The following is a 24,482-nucleotide window of genomic DNA, read 5'->3' on the forward strand; positions in this document are numbered from 1 at the left end:
CGCCATGGCCGATTCGCTGATCCTTGAAATTGCCGACTTCGAGCAGGATGTCCTGACCGGCATCTACTCCGAAGAGACGGGCAAGCCGCAGCCGCTGCGCTTCACCATCACGGTGCGGCTGACACCGGCCGACCACTACGCGCCCGACACGCCGCTGACCGCCAGCAAGAACTACATGGACCTCAAGTTCGCCGCCTCCGAGGCGCTGCCGGTGGGGCTTCATTTCAAGCTGATCGAGGCGGTCGCCGACCACATCTGCGAAACGCTGTTCCTGCAGGACGAGCGGGTCGAGGCGGTCACGGTCAAGATCGTCAAGCTGGCGCTCACCGAGGCCAACGAGCAGATCGGGATGACCTTGTCGCGGGATCGCCGCCGGTGACGGAACTGCTGCACCTCGGGCCGCTCTCGGAAGACGCGCTCGAGGCCGCGGCCGATTTCCATGCCCGGTTGCTGCCCTCGGTCGTGGCCACGCTGCTGGGCGGCGCCGACCCGCTGACGCTCGTGTTCCTGCCCGCCGGCCACGATCACCGCGCCTGGCGCCTCGCCGTGGTGCAGGGCCTCGCCCGCCGTTTCGCCCCCTCGCGCATCAACGCGGTGGAGTCGGGCGAGGCCGATGCCACCGCCGCCGCCTCGCGCTGGCTTGACGGTGCAGGAGGCGTGACCGGTCAATTGCTGCCGCTGGATGGAACTGGCGCGGGCGGAGTGCTATATCCTCCCCGATGACATCGCCAGCGCCCCTCGTCGACCAGTTCCAGCGCAGGATCACGTACTTGCGCCTGTCGGTCACCGACCGCTGCGACTTGCGCTGCGCCTACTGCATGCCCGAGCGCATGACCTTCCTGCCCAAGAAGGACGTGCTGACCCTCGACGAGATGCACGATCTCGCGCTCGGCTTCATCGCGCGGGGCATCACCAAAATCCGGCTGACCGGCGGCGAACCGCTGGTGCGCCGCGATATGATCGAACTGGTCCAGGCGCTTGGCCGCCGCATCGGCGCCGATGACGGACGCGGACATCTCGAGGAACTGACCCTCACCACCAACGGCACTCGCCTGTCCGAGTTCGCCGAGCCGCTTTACGCCGCGGGCGTGCGGCGGATCAACGTCTCGCTCGACACGCTCGACCGCGATGGCTTCGCGAAGCTCACCCGCCGCGATTCGCTGCCGCAGGTGCTCGAAGGGCTGGCGGCGGCCAAGGCGGCGGGCCTCAAGGTCAAGCTCAACACGGTCGCGCTCAAGGGCATCAACGAGCACGAGATCGCCGACCTCATCGCCTGGGCGCACGGCCAGGGGTTCGAGGCCACGCTGATCGAGGTCATGCCGCTCGGCGAGGTCGAGGAAGACCGCATCGACCACTACCTGCCGCTCGTCGCGGTGCAGGACGACCTCGCGCGGCGCTGGACGATGACGCCCAGCGGTCACCGCACCGGCGGTCCCGCGCGCTACTGGGACGTGGCTGAAACCGGCGGCCGGCTCGGCCTTATCACCCCGCTCACCAACAACTTCTGCGAAGGCTGCAACCGCATCCGCGTCACCGCGACCGGCCAGCTCTACGCCTGCCTAGGCGGCAGCGAGCAGGTCGACCTGCGCGCCGCGCTGCGTTCGGACGATCCGGAAACGGCACTGACCGAAGCGCTCGACCTCGCCATGCGCATCAAGCCCGCGCGCCACAACTTCGCTATCGACCAGCGGGGCGCGGCTCCGGCCCTGCCGCGCCACATGTCGATGACCGGCGGCTGACGATGGCGGCGAGGCTGGTGTTCCTGGGCCGGCTCGAGGAGCTGGCGGGAAGCGGCGGTGCGGATTTCGCGCTAGACGCTCCTCTGGATTGGACGGCACTGGTGGCGCGGCTTTCTGACGAATACTCCCCAGAACTGGCCGACCTGATCTCCAGCGACCGTGTGAAAGTCGCCCTCAACGGCGCGCTCGTGGCCGACAAGCAGGGCATCATGCTCTCCAACGGAGACGAGATCGCGTTCCTTCCCCCCGTTTCGGGCGGCTGACATGTCCGACGTGCGCCTGCTCGCCGCCCCGTTCGACCCGGCGGAGGAACTGCGCGCCTTCACCGCGGCGCATATCGTGGCCGGCGGGATCGTCAGTTTCCTGGGCCAGGTCCGCGAGGGCGGCGGGGTAGAGGCGCTGGAACTCAAGCACTACGATCCGCTCACCCTGCCCGCGATGCAGGATCTCGCGGTGCGGGTGCGGGATCGCTGGGTGCTCGACGGGCTGCTGGTGATCCACCGCAGCGGCGTGATGGCGGTGGGCGAGCCGATCGTCCTGGTCGCCGCAGCCGCGCGTCACCGCCGCGACGCCTTCGCCGCCGCCGACTTCGCGATGGACCACCTCAAGAGCGAATCGTGGTTCTGGAAGCGCGAGAAGGTCGCCGGCGAATGGCGTTGGATCGAACCGCGCGCGCAGGACTTCGAGGACATCGGCCGCTGGTAGTGCGCCAAATCCCGCGCATCCAACGCCAATCAACGAATATACTGCCACCGTCGCAAGGGGGGCGGGGCTTTTCGTCCGTCCTTCAGGCTTTGAGGCGCGTCGAAAGCTCGGCGATGACCTTGTCCTGTGCATCGAGCAGGGCAGCCACTTGCGAGCGAGCGCCGCCGATAGCCGTGGCGCTCGGCGATTCGTCCAGCGGCGCGGTGCTGCGGGCCTCGGCGTAAAGCAGGTCGAGTTCGGCAAGCGCGCCCATGCCGCTGGAGCGGCTCGATTCGAGCTTCGCGAGCGCGACGCTTGCCGCGCTCCACGAATCGCTGCCTTCGCTCCCAGCTGCCGCTACGGCGCGCTGGGCTGCGGTGCGGTTGGTCTGGAACTGCCGGTCCGCCGCCTCCGCCACGTTCACTAGCCCCTTTAGCTTCGTGACGAGGTCCGCGCTGGCGGGTGGCAGAGCCGGGACGGCAGGCGCCTCGTCCGCGGCGGGCGTACCCGAGCCCCCGACTCTCTCGACATCGCGCACGGCGAGCGAGGGATAGGAGCCGGATGTGGAACAGGCTGCCATGCCGAAAGGGAGCAGCAGGGCGAGGAAACGGGCTTTCGCGCGGGTCATGTTGCTGCCATAGCATGGTCGCGCGGTAGCGGGAGGCCCTTTCGTCGCCATTCGACCGGGAACTGGCCGCCGACGGGGCTAGTCCTTGTTGACACGAATCGGTCCATCCACTAACGGCACCCTCTCTTTCCGGCACCCCGCGCCAAGCGGGGCGGTCGGCGCGTCGCCCGAAAGGCTCATGGTTCCTCGGAACCAGAGCGGCCGGGGCAGTTCTGTTTCGGCTCGTTTCGGGCACATTGATATTAGGTAAGGGCACCATGTTCGCAGTTGTGCGCACGGGCGGCAAGCAATACCGGGTTGCCGCCGGAGACAAGATCGCGGTCGAGAAGCTGGCTGGTGAAGCCGGTGACAAGATCACCCTGGGTGACATTCTTCTGGCCGGCAAGGACGGCGAGGTCGCGGACATCGCTAACCTCACGGTTGCTGCCGAGATCATCGCGCAGGCCAAGAGCGAGAAGGTCGTGGTGTTCAAGAAGCGCCGCCGTCACAACTACCGTCGCAAGAACGGCCACCGCCAGCAGCTCACGCTGCTGCGCATCGTGTCCGTCGGCTGACCCAGATTTCGGAGTAACCAGAAATGGCACATAAGAAAGCAGGCGGTTCGTCGCGTAACGGTCGCGACTCCGCTGGCCGCCGTCTCGGCGTGAAGAAGTTCGGCGGTCAGGAAGTGATCGGCGGCAACATCATCATCCGCCAGCGCGGCACTCGCGTATACCCCGGCGTGAACGTGGGTATGGGCAAGGACCACACCCTGTTCGCGACCGCCGAAGGGCGCGTGCGCTTCCACGACGGCAAGCAGGGCCGCAAGTACGTGTCGGTCGACGCGCAGCTCGCGGAAGCCGCCGAGTAATCGGATGGTCTTGCATAGGGCCATCCTGACGGGATGGCCCCCGCCACGCTCCTGAGCGTGGCAGAACGAGGGAGAGGGCCATAAAGCCCGTCTCCCTTTTTCCGTTTCTCCCTCTGCCGCCTGTTTCGCGCGATGTTGCGTTCGATTGCAGGCATTTGCGTAATCGCACTGTCACGTCCGCCCGTTAACGGGCCGGCGGGGCGGATGGAGAGACGACGATGTTCATTCGCAGCGAAAGGCTGTTCCTGCGCCCCGGCTGGTCCGAGGACTGGGAGGAACTGCTCACCCTGATCGCCGACGAGGCGATCGTTCACAACCTTGCCAATGTGCCCTGGCCCTACACGGCCGAGGACGCGCACACCTTCATCGCCATGGCGCAGGACCGTCTGCTGCCTCGCTTCCTCATCACCGTGCCGGGGGCTGGAGGCGCGCGCCTGATCGGCGGGTGCGGCCTGTCGCTGCTCGATGGCGAGGTGAACCTGGGCTACTGGATCGCCCCCGGCGAATGGGGCCGCGGGTTCGGCACCGAGGCGGCACGCGCGGTGCTGGGCCTCGCCCATGCGCTGGGCCACCGCCGCGTGGTCGCCAGCCACTACATCGACAACGCGGCTTCGGGCCGGGTGCTCGAGAAAGTGGGCTTTCGGCGGACCGGCCGCGTGGTCGAGCGCTTCAGCAAGGGGCGCGGCTTCGCCAGCCCCTCGCGCGAGTACGAGGTGCTGTTCGAATCGTCCGGCGATTCGCCCGGCGACTGTGACGGCGACGACGCCATGAACCGCCGACGCGCGGCCTGACGAAGACCGGACACGCGACTGCGTGATTCGGAAGGCAGGCCGCTTCTTAGAGGACTACCCCTAGGGGCGCTCTTACCCTGCGTTAATCGGGTCCTGTCAGGTATTTATCGCGTGCCGCATTCGGCATGCAGCAAACTTCGTGCATTGGCAGAAGCTTGTGTGCATGATCCCCGTACAAATACGACGGAGAACCATGGAATGTTCGTCCGCACGGAGAGACTGTTTCTGAGGCCCGCCTGGCCTGAAGACCTGGACGATCTCGTCGAGGTGCTCGGGGAGGAGGATATCCAGCGCAATGTCGGGGTGGCGCCGCTGCCCCGGACGGCAAAGGATGTGCGCGCCTATCTCGACCGCCCGCGCGACCCCCGCCTGCCCCACTTCTTCATGTACCTGCGCGCACCGGGCGGCCCCCAGCTCGTCGGCGGCATTGGCCTTGGCCGGTACGACGAGGACGTGGAGGTCGGCTACTGGATCGCAGCGCGGCACCGGGGCCGGGGCTTTGCCGGGGAGGCGCTGCGGGCACTGATCGGACAGGCGCGGACGCTCGGACACACCCGAATCGTCGCCAGTCACTTCGCGGACAGCCCGGGCACGCACCAGGTGCTCGAAAGCGCGGGCTTCCGCGATACCGGGCAGGTGAAGTCGCGCTACAGCGCGTCGCGGGCGATGGAATACGCGGTGCGGATCTACGTCGCCGACCTCGAACGCCGCGCCAGCCCGAGGATGGACACTTCCGACAGCGCGATGAGCGAGTCGAGCGCGGCCTGACCGCTACGCCGGCAACCAGTGCGGCGCCACGTCCGGGGTAATGTCCTCGATCCGCAGGTGATCGACCGCGAATCTCAGCTCGGGATAGGCGGCGCGTCGGCGCTTTTCGTCCGAGCGGGCGAGGGGGACGACCACCAGCCGGCGGTTGACCTTGGCGCGCCAGTTCATCCGCGCGGTGTTTTCCTGCCCGACGTAGCAGCCCTTGGTGAAGCTGACGCCGTTCAGCTCGGCAGCGTTGCATTCCAGCCAGAGCGTCTCACCGTCACCCAGTTCGGCGCGGCCTTCGGGCACGCCTTGCGCCAGCCGGTGCGCACGCCAGGCAGCGTCTGCGCCGGTTTCTGCTTCCTCGGGGTCGGTCTCGTCGATGGGGGCGACCCAGCGCTCGCCCAATGCGTGCAGGCGCGGATCGGGAGCGGCGCCATCGCCGGTATGGGGACGCCAGTGGACCGCGAGACGGTCGTCGCGGACGATGTCGATCGCCTTGCGCAGCCGGTACATCGACAGGCGCTTCACCAGCGCGTCGGCGACTTCGGCCTCGCAGTCGATCAGCAACCCAACGCCTGCGGGCCAGACGATGAAGTCGAACAGCGCCTTGCCTTGCGGCGTCAGCAGCGCGGCCCAGACCGGCAGCGCCTTGGCGACGTCCGAGGTCACGAGGCCCTGGAGGAAATCGACGACGTCTTCGGACGAATCGGGACGGGGGGAAAGCCGGATGAGGGCGCGGTCGAACAGGCGGGTTGCGGTCATGGCCCCTAAGTGGGGCGAATCGCGGATCGGCTCAAGTGTTCGTCGGGCACTTCGCCAGTCGTTCGCGCATCTCGTCCAGCACCCAGAGCGCGGCGGGGCCGGGCGGCGTGTCCTTGCGCCATAGCGCGACCAGCGCGTAGTCGATCACCGTCCGCTCGGGCAGCTGCAGTTCGACCAGCGCCCCCGATTCGATGTCGCCCGTGACGACATGGCGCGGCATCGAGCCCCAGCCGATCCCCTCCTTGAGCAGCGCATGCTTGGCGCCGAGGTCCGCCAGACGCCACGAGCGCGGGCTGAACACCGAGAAATCGCGCCCGTCGGTCAGCGGCGAGCGGTCCGTCAGCACCAGCTGCAGGTGCTTGCGCGCTTCACCCGGCGCGATCTTGCCGGCGCGGGCGAGCGGGTGGTCGGGCGCGGCGACGGCCACCAGTTCCACCGAACCGATGATCTCGCGCTCGATGTCGGCAAGGTCGACGATGTCGGGACCGGCGATGGCGAGCGTCGCGCGGCCTTCCAGCACCAGTGCTGCCACGGCGCCCAGCGCTTCGACGTTGAGGCGCAGCGGGACGGTGGGGAAACGCACCTGGAAGTCGCGCAGCAGGCGGGCGAGGACGTGGCCGGGGACCATGACGTCGATCGCCAGCGAGAGTTCGGCTTCCAGCCCCTGCCTCAGGCTTCGCACCTTGGCGAGTAGGGCGTCGACGTCGTCCGAGATCGCGTGGGCCTCGGATAGCAGGGCGCGGCCTTCGTCGGTCAGGACCGGACGGCGCGAGCCCTCACGGTCGAACAGGCGCACGTCGAGCTGGGCCTCGAGCTGGGCGATGGCGTAGCTGACCACCGAGATCGCCCGGCCCAGCTTGCGCGCGGCGGCATTGAAACTACCCTCCTCGACCACGGCCAGGAAGCAGCGCAGGTGATCGAGACTGGGGGCAACGAGATCGACCATTCAGGTTTTCCGAATAACTTTGTCGATTTTATCGCAATTATGCGATCGGCTTGCAAGCCATAGATAGGGCGCAACAGGTCAACCCGACCTCACCAATTCGAGGAACCAGCCATGATCGAACTCCGCCCCTTCGACAGCCTCGGCGCCGCCAACCACGGATGGCTCGACGCTCACCACCACTTCTCGTTCGGTGGCTACCATGACCCGGCGCGCACCAACTGGGGCCGCCTGCGCGTGTGGAACGACGACACGATCGCCGCCCAGACCGGCTTCCCGCCCCATGCGCACAACGACATGGAAATCATCACCTACGTCCGCAAGGGCGCGATCACCCACCGCGACAGCCTGGGCAACACCGGCCGCACCGAGGCCGGTGACGTGCAGGTCATGAGCGCGGGCACCGGCATCCAGCACTCGGAATACAACCTCGAGGACGAGGACACCACGCTGTTCCAGATCTGGATCATGCCCGACCGCCGCGGCGAGAAGCCGCAGTGGGATGCGCGCCCCTTCCCCAAGGGCGACCGCACCGGCCGCTTCGTCACCCTGGCGAGCGGTATCGCGGGCGACGACGATGCGCTGCCGATCAATGCCGAGGCCCGCGTTCTGGGCGCCACGGTCAAGGCGGGCGAGACGGTGACGTATGAAACCGCGCCGGGCCGCCATTCCTACCTCGTTCCCGCCAAGGGCCGGATCAGGGTGGGCGACGTGGAAGCCGGCGCCCGCGACGGCGTGGCCATCACCGGGCTCGACACGATTTCCGTGACCGCGCTCGAGGATGCCGAACTGGTCCTCGTCGACGCGGCCTGACATACGAGCGGCGGGCGATTCGCAAGGGTCGCCCGCCTGCTTGCGCAATTCCTCCCAAACCTGAGCAGAGCTCAGCGTGTGCAGATAAGGACAGTTTTCGATGACCGGACGCATTGCCAACCCCAAGATCGAGAAGCTCATCGTCGATCGCTGGAGCCCCCGCGCCTTCGATGGCAGCGAGATCCCGCAGGAGGACCTCGACACCATCCTCGAAGCGGCCGGCTGGGCGCCTTCCGCCTACAACGTGCAGCCCTGGACCTTCCTCTACGCGCGCCGCGGCGATGCGAGCTGGGACCTGTTCCTCTCGCAGCTGATCGACTTCAACCAGAGCTGGGCAAAGGACGCCTCGGCGCTCGTGTTCGTCGTCTCGGACAAGTACATGCGATCGGACAAGGGCAACTCGGACAACCACAGCCACAGCTTCGATGCCGGTGCGGCCTGGGCGCTGGCCGCCCTTCAGGCGCAGGCGCTGGGCTACCACACCCACGGCATGACCGGCCTGAAGTTCGGCGAGGCCGAGGCCGCGCTGGGCATCCCCGAGGATTACCGCCTCGAAGCCGGCTTCACCATCGGCAAGCAGGGCGACAGGGCCTCGCTGCCCGACTTCCTGCAGGAGCGCGAAGTCGCCAGCACCCGCAAGCCGCTCGCCGAGATCGCCAAGGCGGGCAAGTTCGCCTGATCCAGCCGCTCGGCTGTTGGTACATCTGGCCCGGTCTCTCGCAGGAGAGGCCGGGCCGTTTGCTGAGCGGGCCACGAAATCGCCTTTATTGCATGGCCAACTGCCGGCTCTTTCCGCCGCTCGCGAGGCCGCCATGCCGATCGCCGACCTGCCGTCCCCGCCGCCGCCCGCGATCGAGGCTGCCGCATTCGACCTCGCGCAGATGCCCTCCGGCGAGGATGGGGTCGACTTTCGCGCGGTAAGGCGCCGCTGCCCCGAGGGTCGCCCGGGCGAGATCGTGGTCTGCGCCACGAACCCCGAAAAGGAGCGCGTGCGGCCGCTGCCGGATGCTTATGCGGTGGAAGGGGGCCTGCCGCGCGCGGAGCTGGGCCTTGGTGAAAACGCCACCCTCGACCTGCATGTCGACCAGAACGTGCTGCCCGGCGCGGTGAGCAACCGCGTCATGGTGGGCGCGAAGATCAAGTTCTGAACCGTCTCCAAAGCGGTCCTTGTCGGCCGCGAGGCAAGCCTTGGCTCGTCATGGCGCGCGCTCTCGGCCATAGCGCCGTCAGTTTGCAGGACAGGTTGGAAGGCATGGCGCCAGCTTCATCGACACACGAGCATTGGCGTACCCGCGCGATCGGCCATCTTGGCTGGGCGCGCGGCGCGGTGGGTGCAGGCATCGGCATCGCGCTGGCGGGCCTCGCGACATGGCTGGCGCTCGGACTCACGCCGGGCGGGCGCAGCGATGTGCTGCCGTTCCTCGTCGCGCCGCTCGGCGCATCGGCGGTGCTGGTGTTCTGCGTGCCCGCGAGCCCGCTGGCGCAGCCGTGGGCGGTGATCGGCGGGGACCTGCTCTCCGCCGCCGTGGGGCTCATCGCCGGGCACCTCATCGGCGATCCGTGGGCGGCGGGGAGCCTTGCCGTTGGCACTGCGATCGCGGTCATGTCGCTGGCGCGTTGCCTGCACCCGCCGGGCGGGGCCTGCGCGCTGCTCTGCGCGCTCGGGGCGAGCGGCAAGGTACCCTGGGACTGGACCTGGATGGCGCCGATAGCCGCCAACGTCATGCTGCTCTGCGCGGTGGGCTGGCTCTACAACAACCTGACCGGCCACCCCTGGCCGCACCGCCCGCCGCGCGTACCGCACCCGCCGGTCGCCGCGCCGCCCTACACCCGCGAGGACATCGTGGCCGTGCTGGACGACTGGAACGAAGTGCTGGACGTCGACGTCGACGACCTCGACGCCTTCGTGCAGGCGCTTCTGCGCCGGGGCGGGCGGGGCTAGGGACGACCGAACTGCCTTCCCGCCTTGAAAGGGCGCGCCCACGGGCCTAGGTCGTCGGGCATCCTTCCCGAACCGCCAGAAAGGCCCCTCGCGATGAGCGCACCCGCACCCGAACTCGTCCTTTCCGGCGGCACCGTCCACACTCCCAGCGGTCCCGTGATCGCCGACGTCGCGGTGCGCGACGGCAGGATCGTGGGCGTAGGCTCATACCCCGACGCCGGACGGCGGATCGACTGCACCAGTCTCGATGTGCTGCCCGGCGTGATCGACAGCCAGGTCCACTTCCGCGAGCCTGGCCTCGAGCACAAGGAAGACCTGGAAACCGGCAGCCGCGCGGCAGTGATGGGCGGGATCACCGCGGTGTTCGAGATGCCGAACACCAACCCCAACACCGACACCGTGATGCGCGTCCACGACAAGCTGGAGCGCGCGCATCACCGCATGCACTGCGACCACGCGTTCTACGTCGGCGCCACCGCCGACAACGCGGTCGAACTCGCCGAGCTGGAGCGCATTCCCGGCACCGCAGGCGTAAAGATCTTCATGGGCGCCTCGACCGGCAGCCTCTTGGTGGCCGAGGACGACCAGCTCGCCCGCGTGCTCGCCCACGGTCGCCGCCGCGTCGCCATCCATGCCGAGGACGAGGCGCGGATGAATGCGCGCAAGGACTTCCGCGTGGAAGGCGACCCCTCAAGCCACCCCGTCTGGCGCGACGACGAAAGCGCGATGCTGGCGACCAAACGCATCCTGCGTCTCGCCCGCGAGGCGAAGCGTCCGATCCACATCCTCCACGTCACTACGCCTGCGGAGCTGGAACTGATTGCCCAGCACCGCGACATCGCGACCTGCGAAGTGACCCCCCAGCACCTGACGCTGGCGGCCGAGGAAGCCTATCCCAGGATCGGCACGTTCGCGCAGATGAACCCGCCGATCCGCTCGGCCGCGCACCGTGACGGGCTGTGGCACTGGCTGCGCCAGGGCGTGCCCGACGTGCTCGGCTCCGACCATGCGCCGCACACGCGCGAGGAGAAGGCCAAGACCTATCCCGCCAGCCCTTCGGGGATGCCGGGCGTGCAGACGCTGCTGCCGCTGATGCTCGATCATGTCGCCAAGGGGCGCCTGACGCTGGAGCGGCTGATCGACATGACCTCGGCCGGCGTGCAGCGCGTGTTCGGCCTTGTCGGCAAGGGCCGCATCGCGGCGGGCTACGACGCCGACTTCACGGTGGTCGACCGCAAGGGACGCTTCACCGTCACCGAGGACTGGAACCAGAGCCGATGCGGCTGGTCGCCCTTCACCGGAATAGAACTCGAAGGCCGCGTCGTCGGCACCATCGTGCGCGGGCATACCGCGATGTGGGAAGGCCAGCTCGCCAACGAGGCAGTGGGCGAGCCGCTGCGCTTCGCCGGGGCGCTCTGAAACGAGGACCGTCCCCGGCGCGGCCGGGGACGCCGCCTCAGGCCGCCTTGCGCCGCGACAGGATATCCCAGCAGAACACTGCGATCGCGGTCCAGATGAACAGGAAGCAGACCAGCTGGATCGGCCGCAGCGGCTCGCCGAAGACGAAGACGCTGAGGAAGAACAGCCCGGTCGGCGTCACGAACTGGATGAAGCCCAGCACCGAGAAGTCGAGCCGCCGCGCCGCGCTGGCGAACAGCATCAGCGGGATCGCCGTCAACGGCCCGGCGCAGGCCAGCAGCAGGTCGAGCCTCAGCGAACTGCCCATCGCCAGTCCCTGAGGGCTTGCCGCCTGCCATGCCAGCAGGCCGAGGCCCGGCACCAGCAGGACGAGGGTCTCCACCGTCAGCCCAGGCAGCGCGTCCACCGGCGCCAGCTTGCGCACGAGGCCGTAGCCCGCGAAGCTGAATGCCATGACGAGGCTGATCCACAGCGTCTCCAGCGCGCCCTGCGCCAGCAGCGCCACGCCGATCGCGGCAAGGCCCACCGCGATCCACTGCCGCCGGGTCAGCTTCTCATGGAGGAAGACCGTGGCGGCCAGCACGTTGACCAGCGGGTTGATGTAATAGCCGAGGCTGGCCGCGAGGACGTGCCCGTCCATGACCGCGATGACGTAAATCAACCAGTTGGCGCCGATCAGCAGCCCGCTCAGCGCCAGTGCGCCCAGGATGCGCGGGGTCGTCAGCGCGGCTTTCAGCGCCGCGCCCTGCCGGAACAGCAGGACCATCGCGAGACAGAACGGCAGCGTGAACAGCAGCCGCCAGACCACCACCTCGAACGGTGCCACTTCGTGCAGCAGCGCGAAGTAGAGCGGGAACAGCGACCATACCGCGTACGCGCCCAGCGCCTGCGGCAGGCCGGCGATCGTGCGGGTTTGGCGGGGCATGGTCTCGGGCATGGACGTGTCTCTGCGGGCGGCAGCGCCCGGAAGGTGGCCTTTAGGGGCGCGTTCGAATGCGAACAACCGCTCGCACCATCGCCGCAGCGCCTTCGGCTCGTCGCAAAATCGAATTCTGACAGCGGCGTTGCGGATTGTTCAGAATAACCGGCCTAAAGATGAATGCAGACAGCGGATCGACTGAGATGGCCGGTTCGCCCTCACTTCGAGAGGAGAGATGTAATGCACGCATTCTTCAAGGCTTCCGCCATCGCCGCCGCTGCCGCCAGCCTCGCAACCGCGATGCCCGCGACTGCTGCGATCGCGGCTTACAACCCGGCCGCCAGCTTCACCGCTCCGGGCGAGCAGGTTTCCGACTATGGCCGCCAGCGTTATTCGAACGAGGATCGCCGCCGCGGCTACGGCAATTACGACCGCTATGATCGCCGCGACGACCGCCGCGATTATCGCAACAACGCCCGCTCGTGGCGCGGGAACGATGGCCGCTACTACTGCCGCAAGTCGAACGGCACCACCGGCCTCCTGATCGGCGGCGCAGCGGGTGCCCTGCTGGGCCGCGGCATCGACACCCGCGGCGACCGCGCCACCGGCACCCTGCTCGGTGCGGCTGCCGGCGCGCTGCTGGGCCGCGAGGTCGATCGCGGCGGCTCGAACAACTGCCGCTAAAGCGCTCCTGAGCTCAGTTTCCCCGAGCGAACGGCGACGCAACGGGAAACCGTCCGGGCCCCATGTGCCCGGGCGGGGAGGGCGTCCGCTTCACGCGGGCGCCCTCTTCGCGTGCGTAATGCCGGCGGGTGCGACCTTCCCGAAATGGGACGCGGAGCACAGGCGGCTGGCACTCAACGGGTTTTTCGCGTTTTCCTCCGACATGCAACGATGTGGCCCGCCTGTGGCCGGACGAAGGAATGCGCCGATGAAGACCCCCGCCCGTCTCGCCGTAATCGGTCTCGCCGGAACGCTGCTGCTCGCCGGCTGCGATTCGAACAAGGGCGCGCCGGACCCGGTCGAGACCGATCCCGCGCTCAGCGGCGCGCTCGGCGACCAGATCATGGTCGATCCCGAGATGGCGGGCGAGCAGGGTGCGGCGGTCGCCCCGAACGGCGGGCAGATCACCATCCCCCCGCAGGACCGCACGCCCGAAGCGATCGCGGCGGCGAAGAAGCAGGCCGCGCAGATGGTCGGCGGATCGCTCAAGCCGGCCCCGGCCCCCGCGCAGGGCGGCGCCAACGCACTGGCCGCGAGCGCGGCGACGGCGGCTCAGGTGGCGCAAGGCTCGAAGGCCGCCAGCGCCGATTGCTCGGCCAAGGTCCAGTATTCGAACACCTGGGCGGCCAAGCTCCCCGCCGAACTGCCGGTCTATCCGCGCGGCGCGGTGCAGGAAGCGGCGGGCATCGACGGCAATGGCTGCGCGCTGCGCGTCGTCAACTTCGCGACGCCGGTGAGCGTGGGTGACGTCATCAGCTTCTATTACACCAAGGCGGCCGCCGCCGGTTACGGCGCCGAATACAAGCTTGACGGCGGCGACCATGTGCTCGGCGGGCGCAAGGGCGGCAAGGCCTACGTGGTCTATGCGCGCAAGCTGGCGAGCGGGCTGACCGAAGTCGATCTGGTGGCAAGCGGGAACTAAGGGCGCCCGCTCAGTTCAATCCCACCCCTATCACTGCGCGCGGCTGTTCCATCTCGCCCGAGGCGACGGGGTAGGCGCAGTAGTCCGCCGCATAGTAGCCTGTAGGCCGGTGATTGCCTGAGAGGCCGACGCCGCCCATCGGCGCGGAGTGGCTCGGGCCCACGGTGGCGCGGTTCCAGTTGACGATCCCGGCGCGCACGTTGGCCCAGAAGCGGTTGTATTCCTGCGGTGTGCCCCCCACCAGCGCGGCGGCGAGGCCGTAGCGGGTGGCGTTGGCCTCTGCGATCGCCTCGTCAAAGTCGGAGACGCGGATCACCTGGAGGATCGGGCCGAACAGTTCGACATCGGGGCGGTCCTTCATGGCGGTCACGTCGATGATCGCGGGGCTGAGGAACGGCAGCGTATCGTGCACGCGCACCAGATGCTTGATCGCCTTCCCGCCGTGGCTGAGGAGGTAGAGGAAGCTCTCGGTCAGCCCGTCGGCGGCGGCATTGTCGATCACCGGGCCCATGAACGGGGCGGGCTCGTCGAACGGCGCGCCGACGATTACGCGGTCCGCCAGCGCCTTCACCTCGCTCATCACCGCGTCGTACATCGTGTCACGCACGAACAGCCGGCGCGCGGCGGTGCAGCGCTGGCCGGCAGTGGCAAAGGCGGACTGGACGATGAGCGCCGCAGCGTCGGTCAGCTTGGGCGTGTCCCAGACCACCATCGCGTTGTTGCCGCCCATTTCCAGCGCGACCATCTTGTCGGGCCGCGCGGCGAGGCGGCGGTTGATGGCGATGCCGGTGCTGGCCGAGCCGGTGAACAGCACCCCGTCCACGCCCTCGTGCGCGACGAAGGCAGAGCCCTCGGCCGGGCCCCCGGGGGCGAACTGCATGACGGCGGCGGAGATTCCCGCCCGGTGGAAGCACCGCGCCAGCACTTCGCCCGAAGCCGGAGCGCGCTCGCTCGGCTTGAAGATCACCGCATTGCCCGCGATCAGCGCGGGCACGATGTGGGCATTGGCGAGATGCGCGGGGTAGTTGAAGGGGCTGAGCACCACCAGCACGCCGTGCGGCTTGTGGCGGACCGCCATCGTTCCCTGCAGCGCCGAATCGAGCTTCCGCTGGGCGGTGCGCTCCGCATACGAGCGGATCGAGACCTCAACTTTGCCGATCACCGCGTCCACTTCGGCGCGCGCTTCCCACAAGGGCTTGCCCACTTCGCGGGCGATCGTGGTGGCCAGTTTCTCGGCGTCCTTGCGCACTTCATTGGCGAAGCGGCGCATCAGTTCCATGCGGGTGGAGAGCGGCTGCGCGGCCCAGGCGGGCCACGCGCGGCGCGCGCGCGACACGGTCTCGTCGACGTCGGCCACGGGCCCACGCCAGACTTCCGCGCCGGTGGCGGGCTCCCACGAGATGACTTCGGCCTTGCTCACGTTCCTCTCGGGTCCCTGTCCGCGATGTGTCCCGCTGGCCGGTGGGGGCGGGCCTGCGCCCGTGTCCATGACTGAACCGTTCATCGCGGCCAATGATCCGTTAACTGTAATGTGTCGAGATTTCACGACCTTGGCACAGGTATTCCTACCGTGGTGCTAACGGGCCGACATTCGTCACGCGCCGGCACGGCCTTGCCCCGCCGGTGCGGGCGCGGGGCCGAGGTTTGCGCCGAGCCGGCGAATTGCCGCCACCTTGGCGTGGAGTTCGGTCCAGTCGTCGTCGGTGTCGATCGCGGACCAGATGCGCTCGACCTCGTCGACGAGAACGCCGGGAGGGGCGTCCTCGCGCCAGAGCGGATCGTCGGTCTGGGCGGAAGGCTCGTAGCCGCGCAGGATCGCGCCGAAGTCGCCGTCGCCCGGATTACGGCCCGAGCGGTGGTCGAAGAAGAACTGCTCGGGCGCCGCGCCGCTGGCGACCATGCTGGCCTCGGCCGCCTGGATCAGCGCGGTGTCGGCCTCGGCCCCGCGCGATTCCACGCCGAGGCGCCAAGTGAAACGGCGGGCCATGGCCTCCTGGTACAGCGGCCCGAAGCGGTCGAGGGCGGCGACCAGCGGCGCGGTTTCAGCAAGCTGGCGGAGCGCCACCGCGAGCTGGCCGCAGTTCCACAGCAGCGCCTCGGGCTGGCGGCCGAAGGCGTAGAGGCCGGAGTGGTCGAAATAGGCGGCGGTGAAGCGCGGGTCCCAGCGCGGCAGCCAGCGCCACGGGCCATAGTCGAAGCTCTCGCCCGAAATGTTCATGTTGTCGGTGTTGAGCACGCCGTGGACGAAGCCCGCGACCATCCACGAGGCGGCAAGGTCCGCCAGCCGCTCGACCACCTGGTGCAGCAGGATGACAGCCGGCTCGTCCCGTCCGGGCACGTCTTCGGGCGGCAGGCTGCCGGGGTAGGTTTCGAGGCTGTAGGCGACCAGCGCTGCCAGATGGTCCTTCTCCTCCAGTACCGCGAGCCGCTGGAAGCTGCCGATGCGGATGTGCCCGTGCGAGAGGCGCACCATCACCGCCGAGCGGGTAGGCGAGGGCTCGTCGCCGCGCCACAGCGCCTCGCCGGTCTCGATCACCGAGAAGGTCTTGCTGGTATGGACGCCCAGCGCCTCGAGCATTTCGGTGGCGAGGATCTCGCGCACCGCGCCTTTCAGCGTCAGCCGGCCGTCGCCGTCGCGGCTCCACGGGGTCTGGCCCGAACCCTTGGTGCCGAGGTCGAGCAGGCGATCCTGCGCGTCTCGCATCTGCGCGAACAGAAACCCGCGCCCGTCGCCGAGGTCGGGGTTGTAGTTGCGGAACTGGTGGCCGTGATAACGCAGTGCCAGCGGCTGGGGCAGGTTGCCCGGAAGCGGTTCGAAACGGCCGAAGTGAGCGGTCCACTGCGCATCGTCGAGAGTGTCGAGACCCACGGCGGCTGCCCAGCGGTCGTTGCGGAAGCGCAGTTCGGTCTTCGGGAAGTCGGCGGGGTGGACCGGGTCGGCGACCCATCCTGCGATCGCCTCGATGCGCGGGTCGGGGCGGTAGGGCGCGGCTTGCGGTTCGCTGTGCATCAGGCGATAGTGGGGCCCCGGTGCCCGCCGATCAAGCGCGGCGGTTTTCTTTGTTTTTTAGCGTTTGAAGGGTAGCCGCTCGGGCATGAAGGTTTTCGAAGATCGCTTCTGGACGAGCCGCGACGGTCTCAAGCTGCACTTCCGCGATTATGCCGGGCCCGAAGGGGGCGGCGGGCGGCTGCCGGTGCTCTGCCTCCACGGACTGACCCGCAACGCCCGCGACTTCGATGTGCTGGCGCCCCGCCTCGCCGCGACGCACCGCGTCATCTGCCCCGACCTGCGCGGCCGCGGCGACAGCGAATATGCCCGCGATTCGGCGACCTACACTCCCATGCAATATTGCGACGACGTGCTGGCGCTGCTGGAGCAGGAAGGCGTCGACCGCTTCGTCGCGATCGGCACCTCGCTCGGCGGGCTGATGACGATGGGCCTCGCCACCGTCATCCCCGAGCGGATCGCGGGCGCGGTGATCAACGACGTCGGGCCATGGCTCGAACCGATGGGTCTCGCGCGGATCAAGGACTACGTCGGGCAGGGCCGTTCCTTCGCGACCTGGGTCCACGCCGCGCGCGGGCTCGAGGATACGCAAGGCGCCGCCCACCCCGGCCACACTCTCGACTTCTGGATCGGCATGGCCAAGCGGCTGATGACGGTCGCCGGCAACGGGCGCGTGGTGTTCGACTACGACATGAAGATCGCCGAGCCGTTCCTTGCCCTCGATGTGGACGACCAGCCCGACCTATGGCCTGCCTGGGACGCTTTAGGTGCGGCCAAGGTCACGGTCGTGCGCGGTGCGAGATCGGACCTTCTTTCGGCGGCGACGCTTGATGAAATGGTGCGCCGCATCCCCTCCACCGAAGCGCTGACGCTCCCCGATGTGGGCCACGCGCCGACCCTGGACGAGCCCGAATCGGTGGCCGCGATCGAGCGTCTGCTGGCCCGGGTCGATGGGGGGCTTGGCTGAACTTGCGGGTTCTCCACCTCCATTCCAGCTTCTCCGCAGGCGGCAAGGAACTGCGCGCCGCGCGGTTGATGAACGTCTTCGGCGCCGGGATTGAGCACACCGTCGTCTCCGCCCAGCCCGGGGCGTTCGGGGCGAAAGTGGCGCTGGATCCGGCGCTGAAGGTTGAATTTCCCGAGGATTTCCCAAGCCTCCAAGGCCGTCCCACCCCTCTGCGATTGCTGCGGATCGCCTGGGCCATGCGGGGGTTCGACCTCGTCCTGACCTACAACTGGGGCGCGATGGACGCCGTTCTCGCCCACCGCCTCTACGCCCGCCTGCTGCGCCTGCCGCCTCTGGTCCACCACGAGGACGGCTTCAACGAGGACGAGGCGAGCGGCCTGAAGCCGAGGCGTAACCTGTTCCGCCGCCTCGCCCTGGCGCGGGCCTCGGCGCTGGTGGTACCGTCCCGCCGGCTGGAGGGCATCGCGCTGCGAGCCTGGAAGCAGCCGCGCCGCCGGGTTCGCCTCATCATCAACGGCATCCCCGTCGCCGCCTATCGTGAGCCTCCGCCGGCTGATGCTATCCCCGGCCTCGCCAAGGCGCCGGGCGAGAAGTGGGTCGGCACTCTCGCGGGGCTGCGCGCCGTCAAGAACCTGCCCAGTCTTGTGCGTGCCTTCGCCGGCCTCCCGCCCGAATGGCGACTGGTGATCCTGGGCGAAGGCCCCGAACGCGCCGCCATCGAGGCGCAGGCCAAGACCTGCGGTATCGCCGACCGGGTCTACCTCCCTGGCTTCGTTCCCGACCCGTCGCGCGCGGTCGGGCTGTTCGACTTCTTCGCGCTTTCCTCCGACAGCGAGCAGTTCCCCATCTCTGTAGTCGAGGCCATGGCGGCGGGCCTAGCGGTCGCCTCCCCGGCGGTCGGCGACGTCGCCGCGATGGTATCGGGGGAAAACCGCAGCTACGTCACGCCCCCTGGTGACGAGGCGGCGCTCGCCTGGGCGATGTCCGAACTGGCGGGAGACGAGGCCCTGCGCGCCGCCGTAGGTGAGGCCAACCGCGCATGCGCCGAGGCGCAATACGACGAGGACGCGATGATTAGCGCCTATGCCGCGGTCTATGGCACCGCTATGGGCCAATCTCGTTTCCCCTGAGCGAATCTCCGTTCAGCGGCGCTTCACGCCGGGACATGCACCGACATCCCCGTTGAAAAGCCCTGTCCATTCGCTAAACACCCCCGCACCATCCCGATTTTTCCGCAGAAAGCGCCCGAATCTTGGCTCTGCCTCCCGACAACTCCACCCCTTCGACCGTGCGTGACGCCGCCCAGCGCGAGGTCTTCCTGCGCGAAGTCGACGAAGCCGTCCGCCAGGACCAGCTCGAAGGCTTCATGAGCCGCTACGGCAAGGCGCTGCTGGCTGTCATCGTCATCGGCCTGCTGGCTTTCGCCGGCTGGATCTACTGGGATCACCGCCAGACCAAGGCGCGCGAGGAGCGGGCCGAGGCTTACGTGCAAGCGCTCGACAGCCTCCAGTCGGAGAACCTCGACGCCGCGAAGGCGAAGCTGGCGCCGATCGCCGCCGCTTCGGGCTCGGACGCCAACGTCACCTCGGCGCGCCTGCTGCTCGGCGGGATCGCCTTGCGCCAGGAACGCAAAGCCGACGCGCTCAAGCTGTTCCGCCAGGTCTCTGCGGACACCAGCGCCCCGCAGCCGATGCGCGACCTCGCCAGCGTGCGCGAAATCGGTGCCGATTTCGATGCAATGAAGCCGCAGGACGTGGTCGATCGCCTCAAGCCGCTCGCGGTGCCGGGCAACGCATGGTTCGGCGTCGCGGGCGAGATGGTGGGCATGGCCTACCTCAAGCTGGGCAAGCAGGACCAGGCCGGTCCGCTGTTCGCGGCCATCGCCAAGGACGAGAAGGTCGAGCAGGGCCTGCGCAGCCGCGCGCGCCAGCTCGCTGCCGTTCTGGGCGTCGATGCGGTCGACGATGTCGTCGACGAAAAGGGCGAGCCGCTGAACAAGCCGGCCGCCAAGGTGTCCGCCGAAGACGCGGACGCTGGAGAATGAGCCTGTCTCGTGAGGATATTCGCATGAACGCAAGCGTTTCCAATACCCGCAAGTCCGGCATGCTGCCGGCGCGCAAGGTGGTGCCGCTGATCGCGCTCGCGCTGGTCATGGGCCTGTCGGGCTGCAAGGTTTTCGGCGGCGGCAAGGGCCCGGCCAAGACCCCCACGGTGGGCGACCGCGTGCCGATCCTCTCGCGCATCGAGAGCGGCGCCAAGGTCGACCCGACGCTCGGCGCGGTGTCGGTGATCCTGCCTCCGGCCGAGGTCAACGCAACCTGGGCGCAGGGCGGCGGCACCCCTAACAAGGCCTATGGCCACCTCGCTCTTGCAGACAACCCGGTCAAGGCCTGGACCGCGCAGATCGCCGGCTCCACCAACCGCCGCCGCCTCGCGGCTGCTCCGGTGATCGGCGACGGCAAGATGTTCGTCATGGACACCGACGGCGTCGTCCACGCCTTCGACGCCCAGAGCGGCGCCAAGCTGTGGACCAAGAGCTTCTCGGTCGATGGCAGCAACGAGAACTCGGTCTTCGGCGGCGGCGTCAGCTTCGACGGCGATAAGGTCTACGTCACCACGGGTCTCGGTGAAGTCGCCGCGCTCAACGCCGCGGACGGTAGCCAGATCTGGACCAAGAAGCCTGCCGGCCCGCTGCGCGGATCGCCGACGGTCGCGTTCAACTCGGTCTTCGTGATGACCCAGGACAACCAGATCGCCGCGCTCAACGCCGCTGACGGTGCTTCCGTTTGGAGCGAATCGGCCTCGCTGACGCAGTCGGGTGTGTTCGGCGTCGCCACTCCGGCCGCCGGGCAGGGTACCGTCATCGCAGGCTTCTCGTCGGGCGAACTGGTCGCGTACCGCTACGAGAACGGTCGTCAGCTGTGGTCCGACGCGCTCTCGCGCACCTCGATCTCGACTGAAGTCGGCAGCCTCACCGACGTCGATGCCGACCCGATCATCGACCGCGGCCGCGTCTACGCGCTCGGCCAGGGCGGGCGCATGGCCGCTTACGAACTGGTCACCGGCCAGCGCATCTGGGAACTCAACCTCGCAGGCATCTCGACGCCTGCGGTGGCGGGCGACTGGGTATTCACCCTCGACGACCACGCCGAGATACTTGCGATCGCGCGCTCGACCGGCAAGGTCCGCTGGCTGACCGAACTCCAGCGCTACAAGAACGCCAAGAAGCGCAAGAATCCGTTCTTCTGGGTCGGCCCGGTTCTTGCCGGCAACAAGCTGTGGATCGCCAACTCGCGCGGCCTGCTGGCGACCGTGGAACCGGCAACGGGCGCCATGACGCCGGTCACCGAACTGGACGGACCCGTCTCGCTGGCGCCGGTGGTGGCCAACCAGACGCTTTACGTCCTCGACGATTCGGGTCGCATCACCGCCTTCCGTTGAGACCGCTTTTCCTCCCCGGGCCTCGCTCGGGGAAGGTCCGCGCAGCCCGTCAAGGTTTGCGCGCCCTTAACCAATTGCGGTTAGGCCGCGCCGCATGAACCATGCCCCGACCACTCTCGAACACCGGCCCGCCAGCGACGTCTCTGCGGGGGTCGGCCTGTCCGGAGTGGCTGCGCTGGTGGTCTGGCTGCTGGTCTGCCGCAACTGGGCGGCCATCGCCGAGGCACTTTCCCTTCCGGGCCCTCGCGCGCCGCTGAGCGGGCCTTACGCTGCCGTCGCGACACTGTTCCTCACCGGCGGGGCCATGAGCGCATGGTCGCTGCTGGTCGACAAGGTTCACCGCCGCCCCTCCACCGGCATCGACTGGTCGCGGCGCCGTGCGCTCTCCGAGACGCTCGACGTGTCGATCACCAAGATCGCCGGTCTCTGGGCGACCTGGGCCGCGATCGCCTGCTTTTACTGCATCTGCCGCTGGTACTGGGACGGCCAGTACCTCTTCGCCATGCAGGTGCTCGGCGCGGCGGCCGTGCCGCTGTTCGTCCTGTCGATCCCCTACGTCCTGTGGCTCGACGGCATCATGGTGGAGCCGCGCGATTCGTCCTGGCACTTCGGCGCGCTGGTCGTCGGAGGCGGCGCCTGGGACTCCGCCGAGGTGAAGAAGCACTGGCGCGCCTGGGCCATCAAGGGCTTCTTCGGCGCCTTCATGATCTCGATCCTGCCCGGCGGCTTCGGCAATGTGGTGGAGGCCGACTTCGCCGCCATTGCCAGGGACCCGGTCGCCCTCGGCTCCATGCTGATCGAGGCGCTGTTCCTCATCGACGTGCAGATCGGCGCAGTCGGCTACCTGTTTACCTTCCGCCCGCTCGACGCGCACATCCGTAGCGGCAACCCGCTGCTCGCCGGTTGGGTCACCGCGCTGATCTGCTATCCGCCGTTCGTGTGGGGCACCATGGGCCGCGCCGACGTGCTGGGCTACGAGGTCCACACCGGCGGATGGGCTTACTGGCTGGCGGGACACGACTGGTTGCTGTGGGCCTGGGCCGGGATGATGGTGGTGCTGACCGGCATCTACGCCTGGGCGACCTTCGCTTTCGGCCTGCGCTTCTCGAACCTCACCTACCGCGGCATCCTGACCAACGGCCCCTACCGCTTTACTCGCCACCCGGCCTACCTGTCGAAAAATCTGTTCTGGTGGACCTCGACGCTGCCGTTCTTCGTCACCAACGGGTCGTGGACCGACGCGGTGCGCAATACGGTGCTGCTCGGAGTGGTCAGCGGCATCTATTACTGGCGCGCCCGGACCGAGGAAGCGCACCTGCTGGCCGAGGACCCGAAGTACCGCCAGTACCATGCGTGGATGGGCGAGAACGCCCTGATCACGCGGTCACTGACACGCCTCGGTGGTCGTCTGTTCCCACTTCGCGGGCAGGCTCGCTGATCAGAGGACTTCGCTGGCGCCTACGACATGGGCGCTGACCGTGCGCCCCGTCAGTCCCAGGGCGGCGCGCTCTTCCTGCCAGCGCTTCATGTGCGGCCGGGTGAAATGGGCATCGAGGGCGGCGCGATCGGTCCAGCTTTCCATGACGCGGAACAGTCCGGGCTCGAGCACGTCCTGCGCATAGGCATAGCCCAGGCACCCCGGCTCCACGCGCGATGCGGCGATGACACGCGCCATCGGCTCCGTGGCCGCTCCCAGCGATTCGGCCGGCAGCCGGAACTCGCCAGTGACCCGGATCATGTCAGAAGCTCTTCACCGCGTAGATCCGCGACAGGTCCCCGCCCCACTCCCCATTGTACAGGTCGAGCAGGCGCTGCGCCGGCACCTTGCCGGTCTTCACGATCTCGGCAAGCGGCTCGAGATAGCCGGTCTCGTTCTCGCCGCTGGCATTGAGTTTGCCACGAGCGGCCAGGCCCGATCGGGAGATGTCGACCACCTGCGCCGCGATGTCGCGCAGGGTGCCGCCGCCGGGGATCGGCGAATCGAGGCCGAGCTTCGGTGCGGCGGAGCGCAACGCCTCGCGGCCTTCCATGTCCCAGTCCTTGACGAGGTCCCAGGCGGCGTCGAGCGCGCCCTGGTCGTACAGTAGACCGACCCAGAGCGCCGGTAGCGCACAGATCCGGCCCCACGGGCCGCCATCGGCGCCGCGCATCTCGAGGAAGGACTTGAGGCGCACTTCGGGGAAGGCGGTCGAGAGGTGGTCGGTCCAGTCGGACAGGCGGGGCAGTTCGCCCGGAAGGACCGAAAGCTCGCCCTTGAGGAAGTCGCGGAACGACAGCCCGGCAGCGTCGATGTACTTGCCGTCGCGGAACACGAAGTACATCGGCACGTCGAGCATGTAGTCGACGTAGCGCTCGTAGCCGAAGCCGTCCTCGAACACGAAGGGCAGCATGCCGGTGCGCTGCGGATCGGTGTCCGACCAGATATGGCTGCGGTAGGAAAGATAGCCGTTGGGCTGCCCTTCCGTGAAGGGCGAATTGGCGAACAGCGCGGTCGCCAGCGGCTGCAGGGCGAGGGACGTGCGGAACTTTTTCACCATGTCGGCTTCGCTAGAATAGTCGAGGTTGACCTGGATGGTGCAGGTGCGCAGCATCATGTCGAGGCCCATCGAGCCCACGCGCGGCATGTGCCGCAGCATGATCTCGTATCGGCCCTTGGGCATGATCGGCAGCTCTTCGCGGGTCTTGTCCGGCCACATGCCGAGCCCGAGGTAGGCCTTGCCGATGCGTTCGCCGATGGCCTTGACCTGGGCGAGGTGGCGGCCGGTTTCGGCGCAGGTTTCGTGAAGCGTCTCCAGCGGAGCGCCGGAGAGTTCCAGCTGTCCGGCCGGTTCAAGGCTGACGTTGCCGTCAGAGCCCTTCATGGCGATGACGTTGCCGCCCTCGATGATGGGCTCCCAGCCGAATTCGGTGAGGTTGTTCAGCAGATCACGGATGCCGCCGGGCTCGTCGTAGGACGGGGCGTGGTGGTCAGCGGTGTCGTAGACGAACTTCTCGTGTTCGGTCCCGATCCGCCACGCCTCACGCGGCTTTTCGCCCGCTGCCATCGGCGCGGCGAGTTGATCCAGGCTTTCGACCACCGGATCTTCGCGATCCGAAACCTCACGGGTGCTCATGGCGGCGGAATTAGTGCGCTGCGAGGGGAGACGCTAGAACTTTTTGTACCGGCTGGTCTTTTTGTA

29 protein-coding genes are annotated in these 24,482 nt (G+C 68.2%); 21 read left to right on the forward strand and 8 right to left on the reverse strand.

Annotated elements, in window-relative coordinates:
• The first annotated feature begins 4 nt into the window (after window positions 1-4).
• From PMI02_RS17985 to PMI02_RS18005, 5 genes are read left to right on the forward strand one after another with little or no spacing between them, the layout of a single operon-like run.
• A complete protein-coding gene (locus PMI02_RS17985; protein WP_007685425.1) occupies window positions 5-379 on the forward strand; it encodes a dihydroneopterin aldolase in 375 nt (124 codons plus the stop codon).
• Entirely contained in the window at window positions 376-723 is a 348-nt protein-coding gene (locus PMI02_RS17990; RefSeq protein WP_007685426.1) for a Rossmann fold domain-containing protein, read from the forward strand. The genes PMI02_RS17985 and PMI02_RS17990 overlap by 4 nt, the downstream gene beginning before the upstream one ends.
• Complete coding sequence (gene moaA / locus PMI02_RS17995; protein WP_036504439.1) at window positions 720-1,739, forward strand: GTP 3',8-cyclase MoaA; 1,020 nt, start codon at window positions 720-722, stop codon at window positions 1,737-1,739. The genes PMI02_RS17990 and moaA overlap by 4 nt, the downstream gene beginning before the upstream one ends.
• A 2-nt stretch (window positions 1,740-1,741) precedes the next feature.
• On the forward strand, window positions 1,742-2,002 hold the full coding sequence (locus PMI02_RS18000) for a MoaD/ThiS family protein (RefSeq protein ID WP_007685430.1): 261 nt from the start codon (window positions 1,742-1,744) through the stop codon (window positions 2,000-2,002).
• 1 nt (window position 2,003) lies between these two features.
• Window positions 2,004-2,444, forward strand: a complete 441-nt coding sequence (locus tag PMI02_RS18005; protein ID WP_007685432.1) for a molybdenum cofactor biosynthesis protein MoaE — start codon at window positions 2,004-2,006, stop codon at window positions 2,442-2,444.
• Window positions 2,445-2,526: 82 nt separating this feature from the next.
• On the opposite strand, the gene PMI02_RS18010 is transcribed toward PMI02_RS18005, so the two are convergent.
• On the reverse strand, window positions 2,527-3,051 hold the full coding sequence (locus PMI02_RS18010; protein ID WP_007685434.1) for a hypothetical protein: 525 nt from the start codon (window positions 3,049-3,051) through the stop codon (window positions 2,527-2,529).
• Window positions 3,052-3,308: 257 nt separating this feature from the next.
• On the opposite strand from PMI02_RS18010, the gene rplU reads away from it, so the two are divergent.
• The 4 genes from rplU to PMI02_RS18030 all read left to right on the forward strand — a co-directional run bounded on the left by rplU (window position 3,309) and on the right by PMI02_RS18030 (window position 5,460).
• The gene (rplU, locus tag PMI02_RS18015) at window positions 3,309-3,605 is read left to right on the forward strand and encodes a 50S ribosomal protein L21 (RefSeq protein WP_007685436.1); all 297 of its coding nucleotides are present in this window, start codon (window positions 3,309-3,311) and stop codon (window positions 3,603-3,605) included.
• 23 nt (window positions 3,606-3,628) lie between these two features.
• Complete coding sequence (rpmA, locus tag PMI02_RS18020) at window positions 3,629-3,901, forward strand: 50S ribosomal protein L27 (protein ID WP_007685438.1); 273 nt, start codon at window positions 3,629-3,631, stop codon at window positions 3,899-3,901.
• A 218-nt stretch (window positions 3,902-4,119) separates the two neighbouring features.
• Window positions 4,120-4,692, forward strand: a complete 573-nt coding sequence (locus PMI02_RS18025; RefSeq protein WP_007685440.1) for a GNAT family N-acetyltransferase — start codon at window positions 4,120-4,122, stop codon at window positions 4,690-4,692.
• Between the two features lie 198 nt (window positions 4,693-4,890).
• Entirely contained in the window at window positions 4,891-5,460 is a 570-nt protein-coding gene (locus tag PMI02_RS18030; protein ID WP_007685443.1) for a GNAT family N-acetyltransferase, read from the forward strand.
• Between the two features lie 3 nt (window positions 5,461-5,463).
• Here the strand turns inward: PMI02_RS18030 and PMI02_RS18035 are convergent, their stop codons facing one another.
• Together PMI02_RS18035 and PMI02_RS18040 are read right to left on the reverse strand one after the other, a co-directional pair.
• A complete protein-coding gene (locus PMI02_RS18035) occupies window positions 5,464-6,207 on the reverse strand; it encodes a folate-binding protein YgfZ (protein WP_007685446.1) in 744 nt (247 codons plus the stop codon).
• Window positions 6,208-6,238: 31 nt separating this feature from the next.
• A complete protein-coding gene (locus PMI02_RS18040; protein ID WP_007685448.1) occupies window positions 6,239-7,153 on the reverse strand; it encodes a LysR family transcriptional regulator in 915 nt (304 codons plus the stop codon).
• Between the two features lie 111 nt (window positions 7,154-7,264).
• Here PMI02_RS18040 and PMI02_RS18045 point away from each other — a divergent pair, with 111 nt between their 5' ends.
• The 5 genes from PMI02_RS18045 to PMI02_RS18065 all read left to right on the forward strand — a co-directional run bounded on the left by PMI02_RS18045 (window position 7,265) and on the right by PMI02_RS18065 (window position 11,324).
• Entirely contained in the window at window positions 7,265-7,963 is a 699-nt protein-coding gene (locus PMI02_RS18045) for a pirin family protein (RefSeq protein ID WP_007685450.1), read from the forward strand.
• Between the two features lie 100 nt (window positions 7,964-8,063).
• Window positions 8,064-8,642: a nitroreductase family protein gene (locus PMI02_RS18050; RefSeq protein WP_007685452.1), complete on the forward strand. Its 579-nt coding sequence runs from the start codon at window positions 8,064-8,066 to the stop codon at window positions 8,640-8,642.
• Window positions 8,643-8,775: 133 nt separating this feature from the next.
• Window positions 8,776-9,111: a hypothetical protein gene (locus PMI02_RS18055; protein WP_007685453.1), complete on the forward strand. Its 336-nt coding sequence runs from the start codon at window positions 8,776-8,778 to the stop codon at window positions 9,109-9,111.
• A gap of 104 nt (window positions 9,112-9,215) precedes the next feature.
• A complete protein-coding gene (locus tag PMI02_RS18060; RefSeq protein WP_007685454.1) occupies window positions 9,216-9,905 on the forward strand; it encodes an HPP family protein in 690 nt (229 codons plus the stop codon).
• A gap of 93 nt (window positions 9,906-9,998) precedes the next feature.
• Window positions 9,999-11,324 (forward strand): dihydroorotase, encoded by a 1,326-nt coding sequence (locus PMI02_RS18065; RefSeq protein WP_007685455.1) that lies wholly within the window; start codon window positions 9,999-10,001, stop codon window positions 11,322-11,324.
• Between the two features lie 37 nt (window positions 11,325-11,361).
• Here the strand turns inward: PMI02_RS18065 and rarD are convergent, their stop codons facing one another.
• Complete coding sequence (gene rarD / locus PMI02_RS18070; RefSeq protein WP_238539109.1) at window positions 11,362-12,249, reverse strand: EamA family transporter RarD; 888 nt, start codon at window positions 12,247-12,249, stop codon at window positions 11,362-11,364.
• Between the two features lie 234 nt (window positions 12,250-12,483).
• Between rarD and PMI02_RS18075 the strand changes: the two genes are divergently transcribed.
• Window positions 12,484-12,927, forward strand: a complete 444-nt coding sequence (locus PMI02_RS18075) for a glycine zipper 2TM domain-containing protein (protein WP_007685457.1) — start codon at window positions 12,484-12,486, stop codon at window positions 12,925-12,927.
• Between the two features lie 247 nt (window positions 12,928-13,174).
• On the forward strand, window positions 13,175-13,888 hold the full coding sequence (locus PMI02_RS18080) for a hypothetical protein (RefSeq protein ID WP_007685458.1): 714 nt from the start codon (window positions 13,175-13,177) through the stop codon (window positions 13,886-13,888).
• A gap of 10 nt (window positions 13,889-13,898) precedes the next feature.
• Here the strand turns inward: PMI02_RS18080 and PMI02_RS18085 are convergent, their stop codons facing one another.
• Together PMI02_RS18085 and PMI02_RS18090 are read right to left on the reverse strand one after the other, a co-directional pair.
• A complete protein-coding gene (locus tag PMI02_RS18085) occupies window positions 13,899-15,377 on the reverse strand; it encodes a succinylglutamate-semialdehyde dehydrogenase (RefSeq protein WP_157222585.1) in 1,479 nt (492 codons plus the stop codon).
• Window positions 15,378-15,482: 105 nt separating this feature from the next.
• Window positions 15,483-16,898: a protein adenylyltransferase SelO family protein gene (locus PMI02_RS18090; RefSeq protein WP_007685460.1), complete on the reverse strand. Its 1,416-nt coding sequence runs from the start codon at window positions 16,896-16,898 to the stop codon at window positions 15,483-15,485.
• Window positions 16,899-16,983: 85 nt separating this feature from the next.
• Between PMI02_RS18090 and PMI02_RS18095 the strand changes: the two genes are divergently transcribed.
• The 5 genes from PMI02_RS18095 to PMI02_RS18115 all read left to right on the forward strand — a co-directional run bounded on the left by PMI02_RS18095 (window position 16,984) and on the right by PMI02_RS18115 (window position 22,741).
• Window positions 16,984-17,862, forward strand: coding sequence for an alpha/beta fold hydrolase (locus PMI02_RS18095; RefSeq protein WP_007685462.1), 879 nt, complete (start codon window positions 16,984-16,986; stop codon window positions 17,860-17,862).
• A 2-nt stretch (window positions 17,863-17,864) separates the two neighbouring features.
• The gene (locus PMI02_RS18100) at window positions 17,865-18,992 is read left to right on the forward strand and encodes a glycosyltransferase (protein ID WP_007685465.1); all 1,128 of its coding nucleotides are present in this window, start codon (window positions 17,865-17,867) and stop codon (window positions 18,990-18,992) included.
• A gap of 122 nt (window positions 18,993-19,114) precedes the next feature.
• Entirely contained in the window at window positions 19,115-19,906 is a 792-nt protein-coding gene (locus PMI02_RS18105; protein ID WP_007685467.1) for a tetratricopeptide repeat protein, read from the forward strand.
• Between the two features lie 23 nt (window positions 19,907-19,929).
• Complete coding sequence (locus PMI02_RS18110) at window positions 19,930-21,303, forward strand: PQQ-like beta-propeller repeat protein (protein ID WP_007685469.1); 1,374 nt, start codon at window positions 19,930-19,932, stop codon at window positions 21,301-21,303.
• A 94-nt stretch (window positions 21,304-21,397) separates the two neighbouring features.
• Window positions 21,398-22,741 carry an isoprenylcysteine carboxylmethyltransferase family protein gene (locus tag PMI02_RS18115; protein ID WP_007685471.1) on the forward strand — a complete coding sequence of 448 codons (1,344 nt, stop codon included), beginning with the start codon at window positions 21,398-21,400 and terminating at the stop codon, window positions 22,739-22,741.
• Here the strand turns inward: PMI02_RS18115 and PMI02_RS18120 are convergent, their stop codons facing one another.
• Together PMI02_RS18120 and PMI02_RS18125 are read right to left on the reverse strand one after the other, a co-directional pair.
• Entirely contained in the window at window positions 22,742-23,041 is a 300-nt protein-coding gene (locus tag PMI02_RS18120; protein ID WP_007685473.1) for a putative quinol monooxygenase, read from the reverse strand.
• Window position 23,042: 1 nt separating this feature from the next.
• On the reverse strand, window positions 23,043-24,416 hold the full coding sequence (locus tag PMI02_RS18125; RefSeq protein ID WP_007685474.1) for a glutamate--cysteine ligase: 1,374 nt from the start codon (window positions 24,414-24,416) through the stop codon (window positions 23,043-23,045).
• Between the last annotated feature and the right edge of the window lie 66 nt (window positions 24,417-24,482).

Origin of the sequence: Novosphingobium sp. AP12, assembly GCF_000281975.1 — a bacterium.
Lineage (GTDB): Bacteria > Pseudomonadota > Alphaproteobacteria > Sphingomonadales > Sphingomonadaceae > Novosphingobium.

Excerpts from the sequence above, each read along its gene's own strand:
- rpmA (WP_007685438.1), top strand. The coding sequence starts at position 3,629 with ATGGCACATAAGAAAGCAGGCGGTTCGTCGCGTAACGGTCGCGACTCC.
- PMI02_RS18035 (WP_007685446.1), bottom strand. The coding sequence starts at position 6,207 with ATGACCGCAACCCGCCTGTTCGACCGCGCCCTCATCCGGCTTTCCCCC.
- PMI02_RS18045 (WP_007685450.1), top strand. The coding sequence starts at position 7,265 with ATGATCGAACTCCGCCCCTTCGACAGCCTCGGCGCCGCCAACCACGGA.
- PMI02_RS18055 (WP_007685453.1), top strand. The coding sequence starts at position 8,776 with ATGCCGATCGCCGACCTGCCGTCCCCGCCGCCGCCCGCGATCGAGGCT.
- PMI02_RS18110 (WP_007685469.1), top strand. The coding sequence starts at position 19,930 with ATGAACGCAAGCGTTTCCAATACCCGCAAGTCCGGCATGCTGCCGGCG.
- PMI02_RS18075 (WP_007685457.1), top strand. The coding sequence starts at position 12,484 with ATGCACGCATTCTTCAAGGCTTCCGCCATCGCCGCCGCTGCCGCCAGC.
- PMI02_RS18050 (WP_007685452.1), top strand. The coding sequence starts at position 8,064 with ATGACCGGACGCATTGCCAACCCCAAGATCGAGAAGCTCATCGTCGAT.
- PMI02_RS18040 (WP_007685448.1), bottom strand. The coding sequence starts at position 7,153 with ATGGTCGATCTCGTTGCCCCCAGTCTCGATCACCTGCGCTGCTTCCTG.
- PMI02_RS18125 (WP_007685474.1), bottom strand. The coding sequence starts at position 24,416 with ATGAGCACCCGTGAGGTTTCGGATCGCGAAGATCCGGTGGTCGAAAGC.
- PMI02_RS18085 (WP_157222585.1), bottom strand. The coding sequence starts at position 15,377 with ATGGACACGGGCGCAGGCCCGCCCCCACCGGCCAGCGGGACACATCGC.
- moaA (WP_036504439.1), top strand. The coding sequence starts at position 720 with ATGACATCGCCAGCGCCCCTCGTCGACCAGTTCCAGCGCAGGATCACG.
- PMI02_RS17985 (WP_007685425.1), top strand. The coding sequence starts at position 5 with ATGGCCGATTCGCTGATCCTTGAAATTGCCGACTTCGAGCAGGATGTC.
- rarD (WP_238539109.1), bottom strand. The coding sequence starts at position 12,249 with ATGCCCCGCCAAACCCGCACGATCGCCGGCCTGCCGCAGGCGCTGGGC.
- PMI02_RS18025 (WP_007685440.1), top strand. The coding sequence starts at position 4,120 with ATGTTCATTCGCAGCGAAAGGCTGTTCCTGCGCCCCGGCTGGTCCGAG.
- PMI02_RS18060 (WP_007685454.1), top strand. The coding sequence starts at position 9,216 with ATGGCGCCAGCTTCATCGACACACGAGCATTGGCGTACCCGCGCGATC.
- PMI02_RS18005 (WP_007685432.1), top strand. The coding sequence starts at position 2,004 with ATGTCCGACGTGCGCCTGCTCGCCGCCCCGTTCGACCCGGCGGAGGAA.
- PMI02_RS18030 (WP_007685443.1), top strand. The coding sequence starts at position 4,891 with ATGTTCGTCCGCACGGAGAGACTGTTTCTGAGGCCCGCCTGGCCTGAA.
- rplU (WP_007685436.1), top strand. The coding sequence starts at position 3,309 with ATGTTCGCAGTTGTGCGCACGGGCGGCAAGCAATACCGGGTTGCCGCC.
- PMI02_RS18095 (WP_007685462.1), top strand. The coding sequence starts at position 16,984 with ATGAAGGTTTTCGAAGATCGCTTCTGGACGAGCCGCGACGGTCTCAAG.
- PMI02_RS18010 (WP_007685434.1), bottom strand. The coding sequence starts at position 3,051 with ATGACCCGCGCGAAAGCCCGTTTCCTCGCCCTGCTGCTCCCTTTCGGC.
- PMI02_RS18090 (WP_007685460.1), bottom strand. The coding sequence starts at position 16,898 with ATGCACAGCGAACCGCAAGCCGCGCCCTACCGCCCCGACCCGCGCATC.
- PMI02_RS18080 (WP_007685458.1), top strand. The coding sequence starts at position 13,175 with ATGAAGACCCCCGCCCGTCTCGCCGTAATCGGTCTCGCCGGAACGCTG.
- PMI02_RS18115 (WP_007685471.1), top strand. The coding sequence starts at position 21,398 with ATGAACCATGCCCCGACCACTCTCGAACACCGGCCCGCCAGCGACGTC.
- PMI02_RS18120 (WP_007685473.1), bottom strand. The coding sequence starts at position 23,041 with ATGATCCGGGTCACTGGCGAGTTCCGGCTGCCGGCCGAATCGCTGGGA.
- PMI02_RS18065 (WP_007685455.1), top strand. The coding sequence starts at position 9,999 with ATGAGCGCACCCGCACCCGAACTCGTCCTTTCCGGCGGCACCGTCCAC.
- PMI02_RS18000 (WP_007685430.1), top strand. The coding sequence starts at position 1,742 with ATGGCGGCGAGGCTGGTGTTCCTGGGCCGGCTCGAGGAGCTGGCGGGA.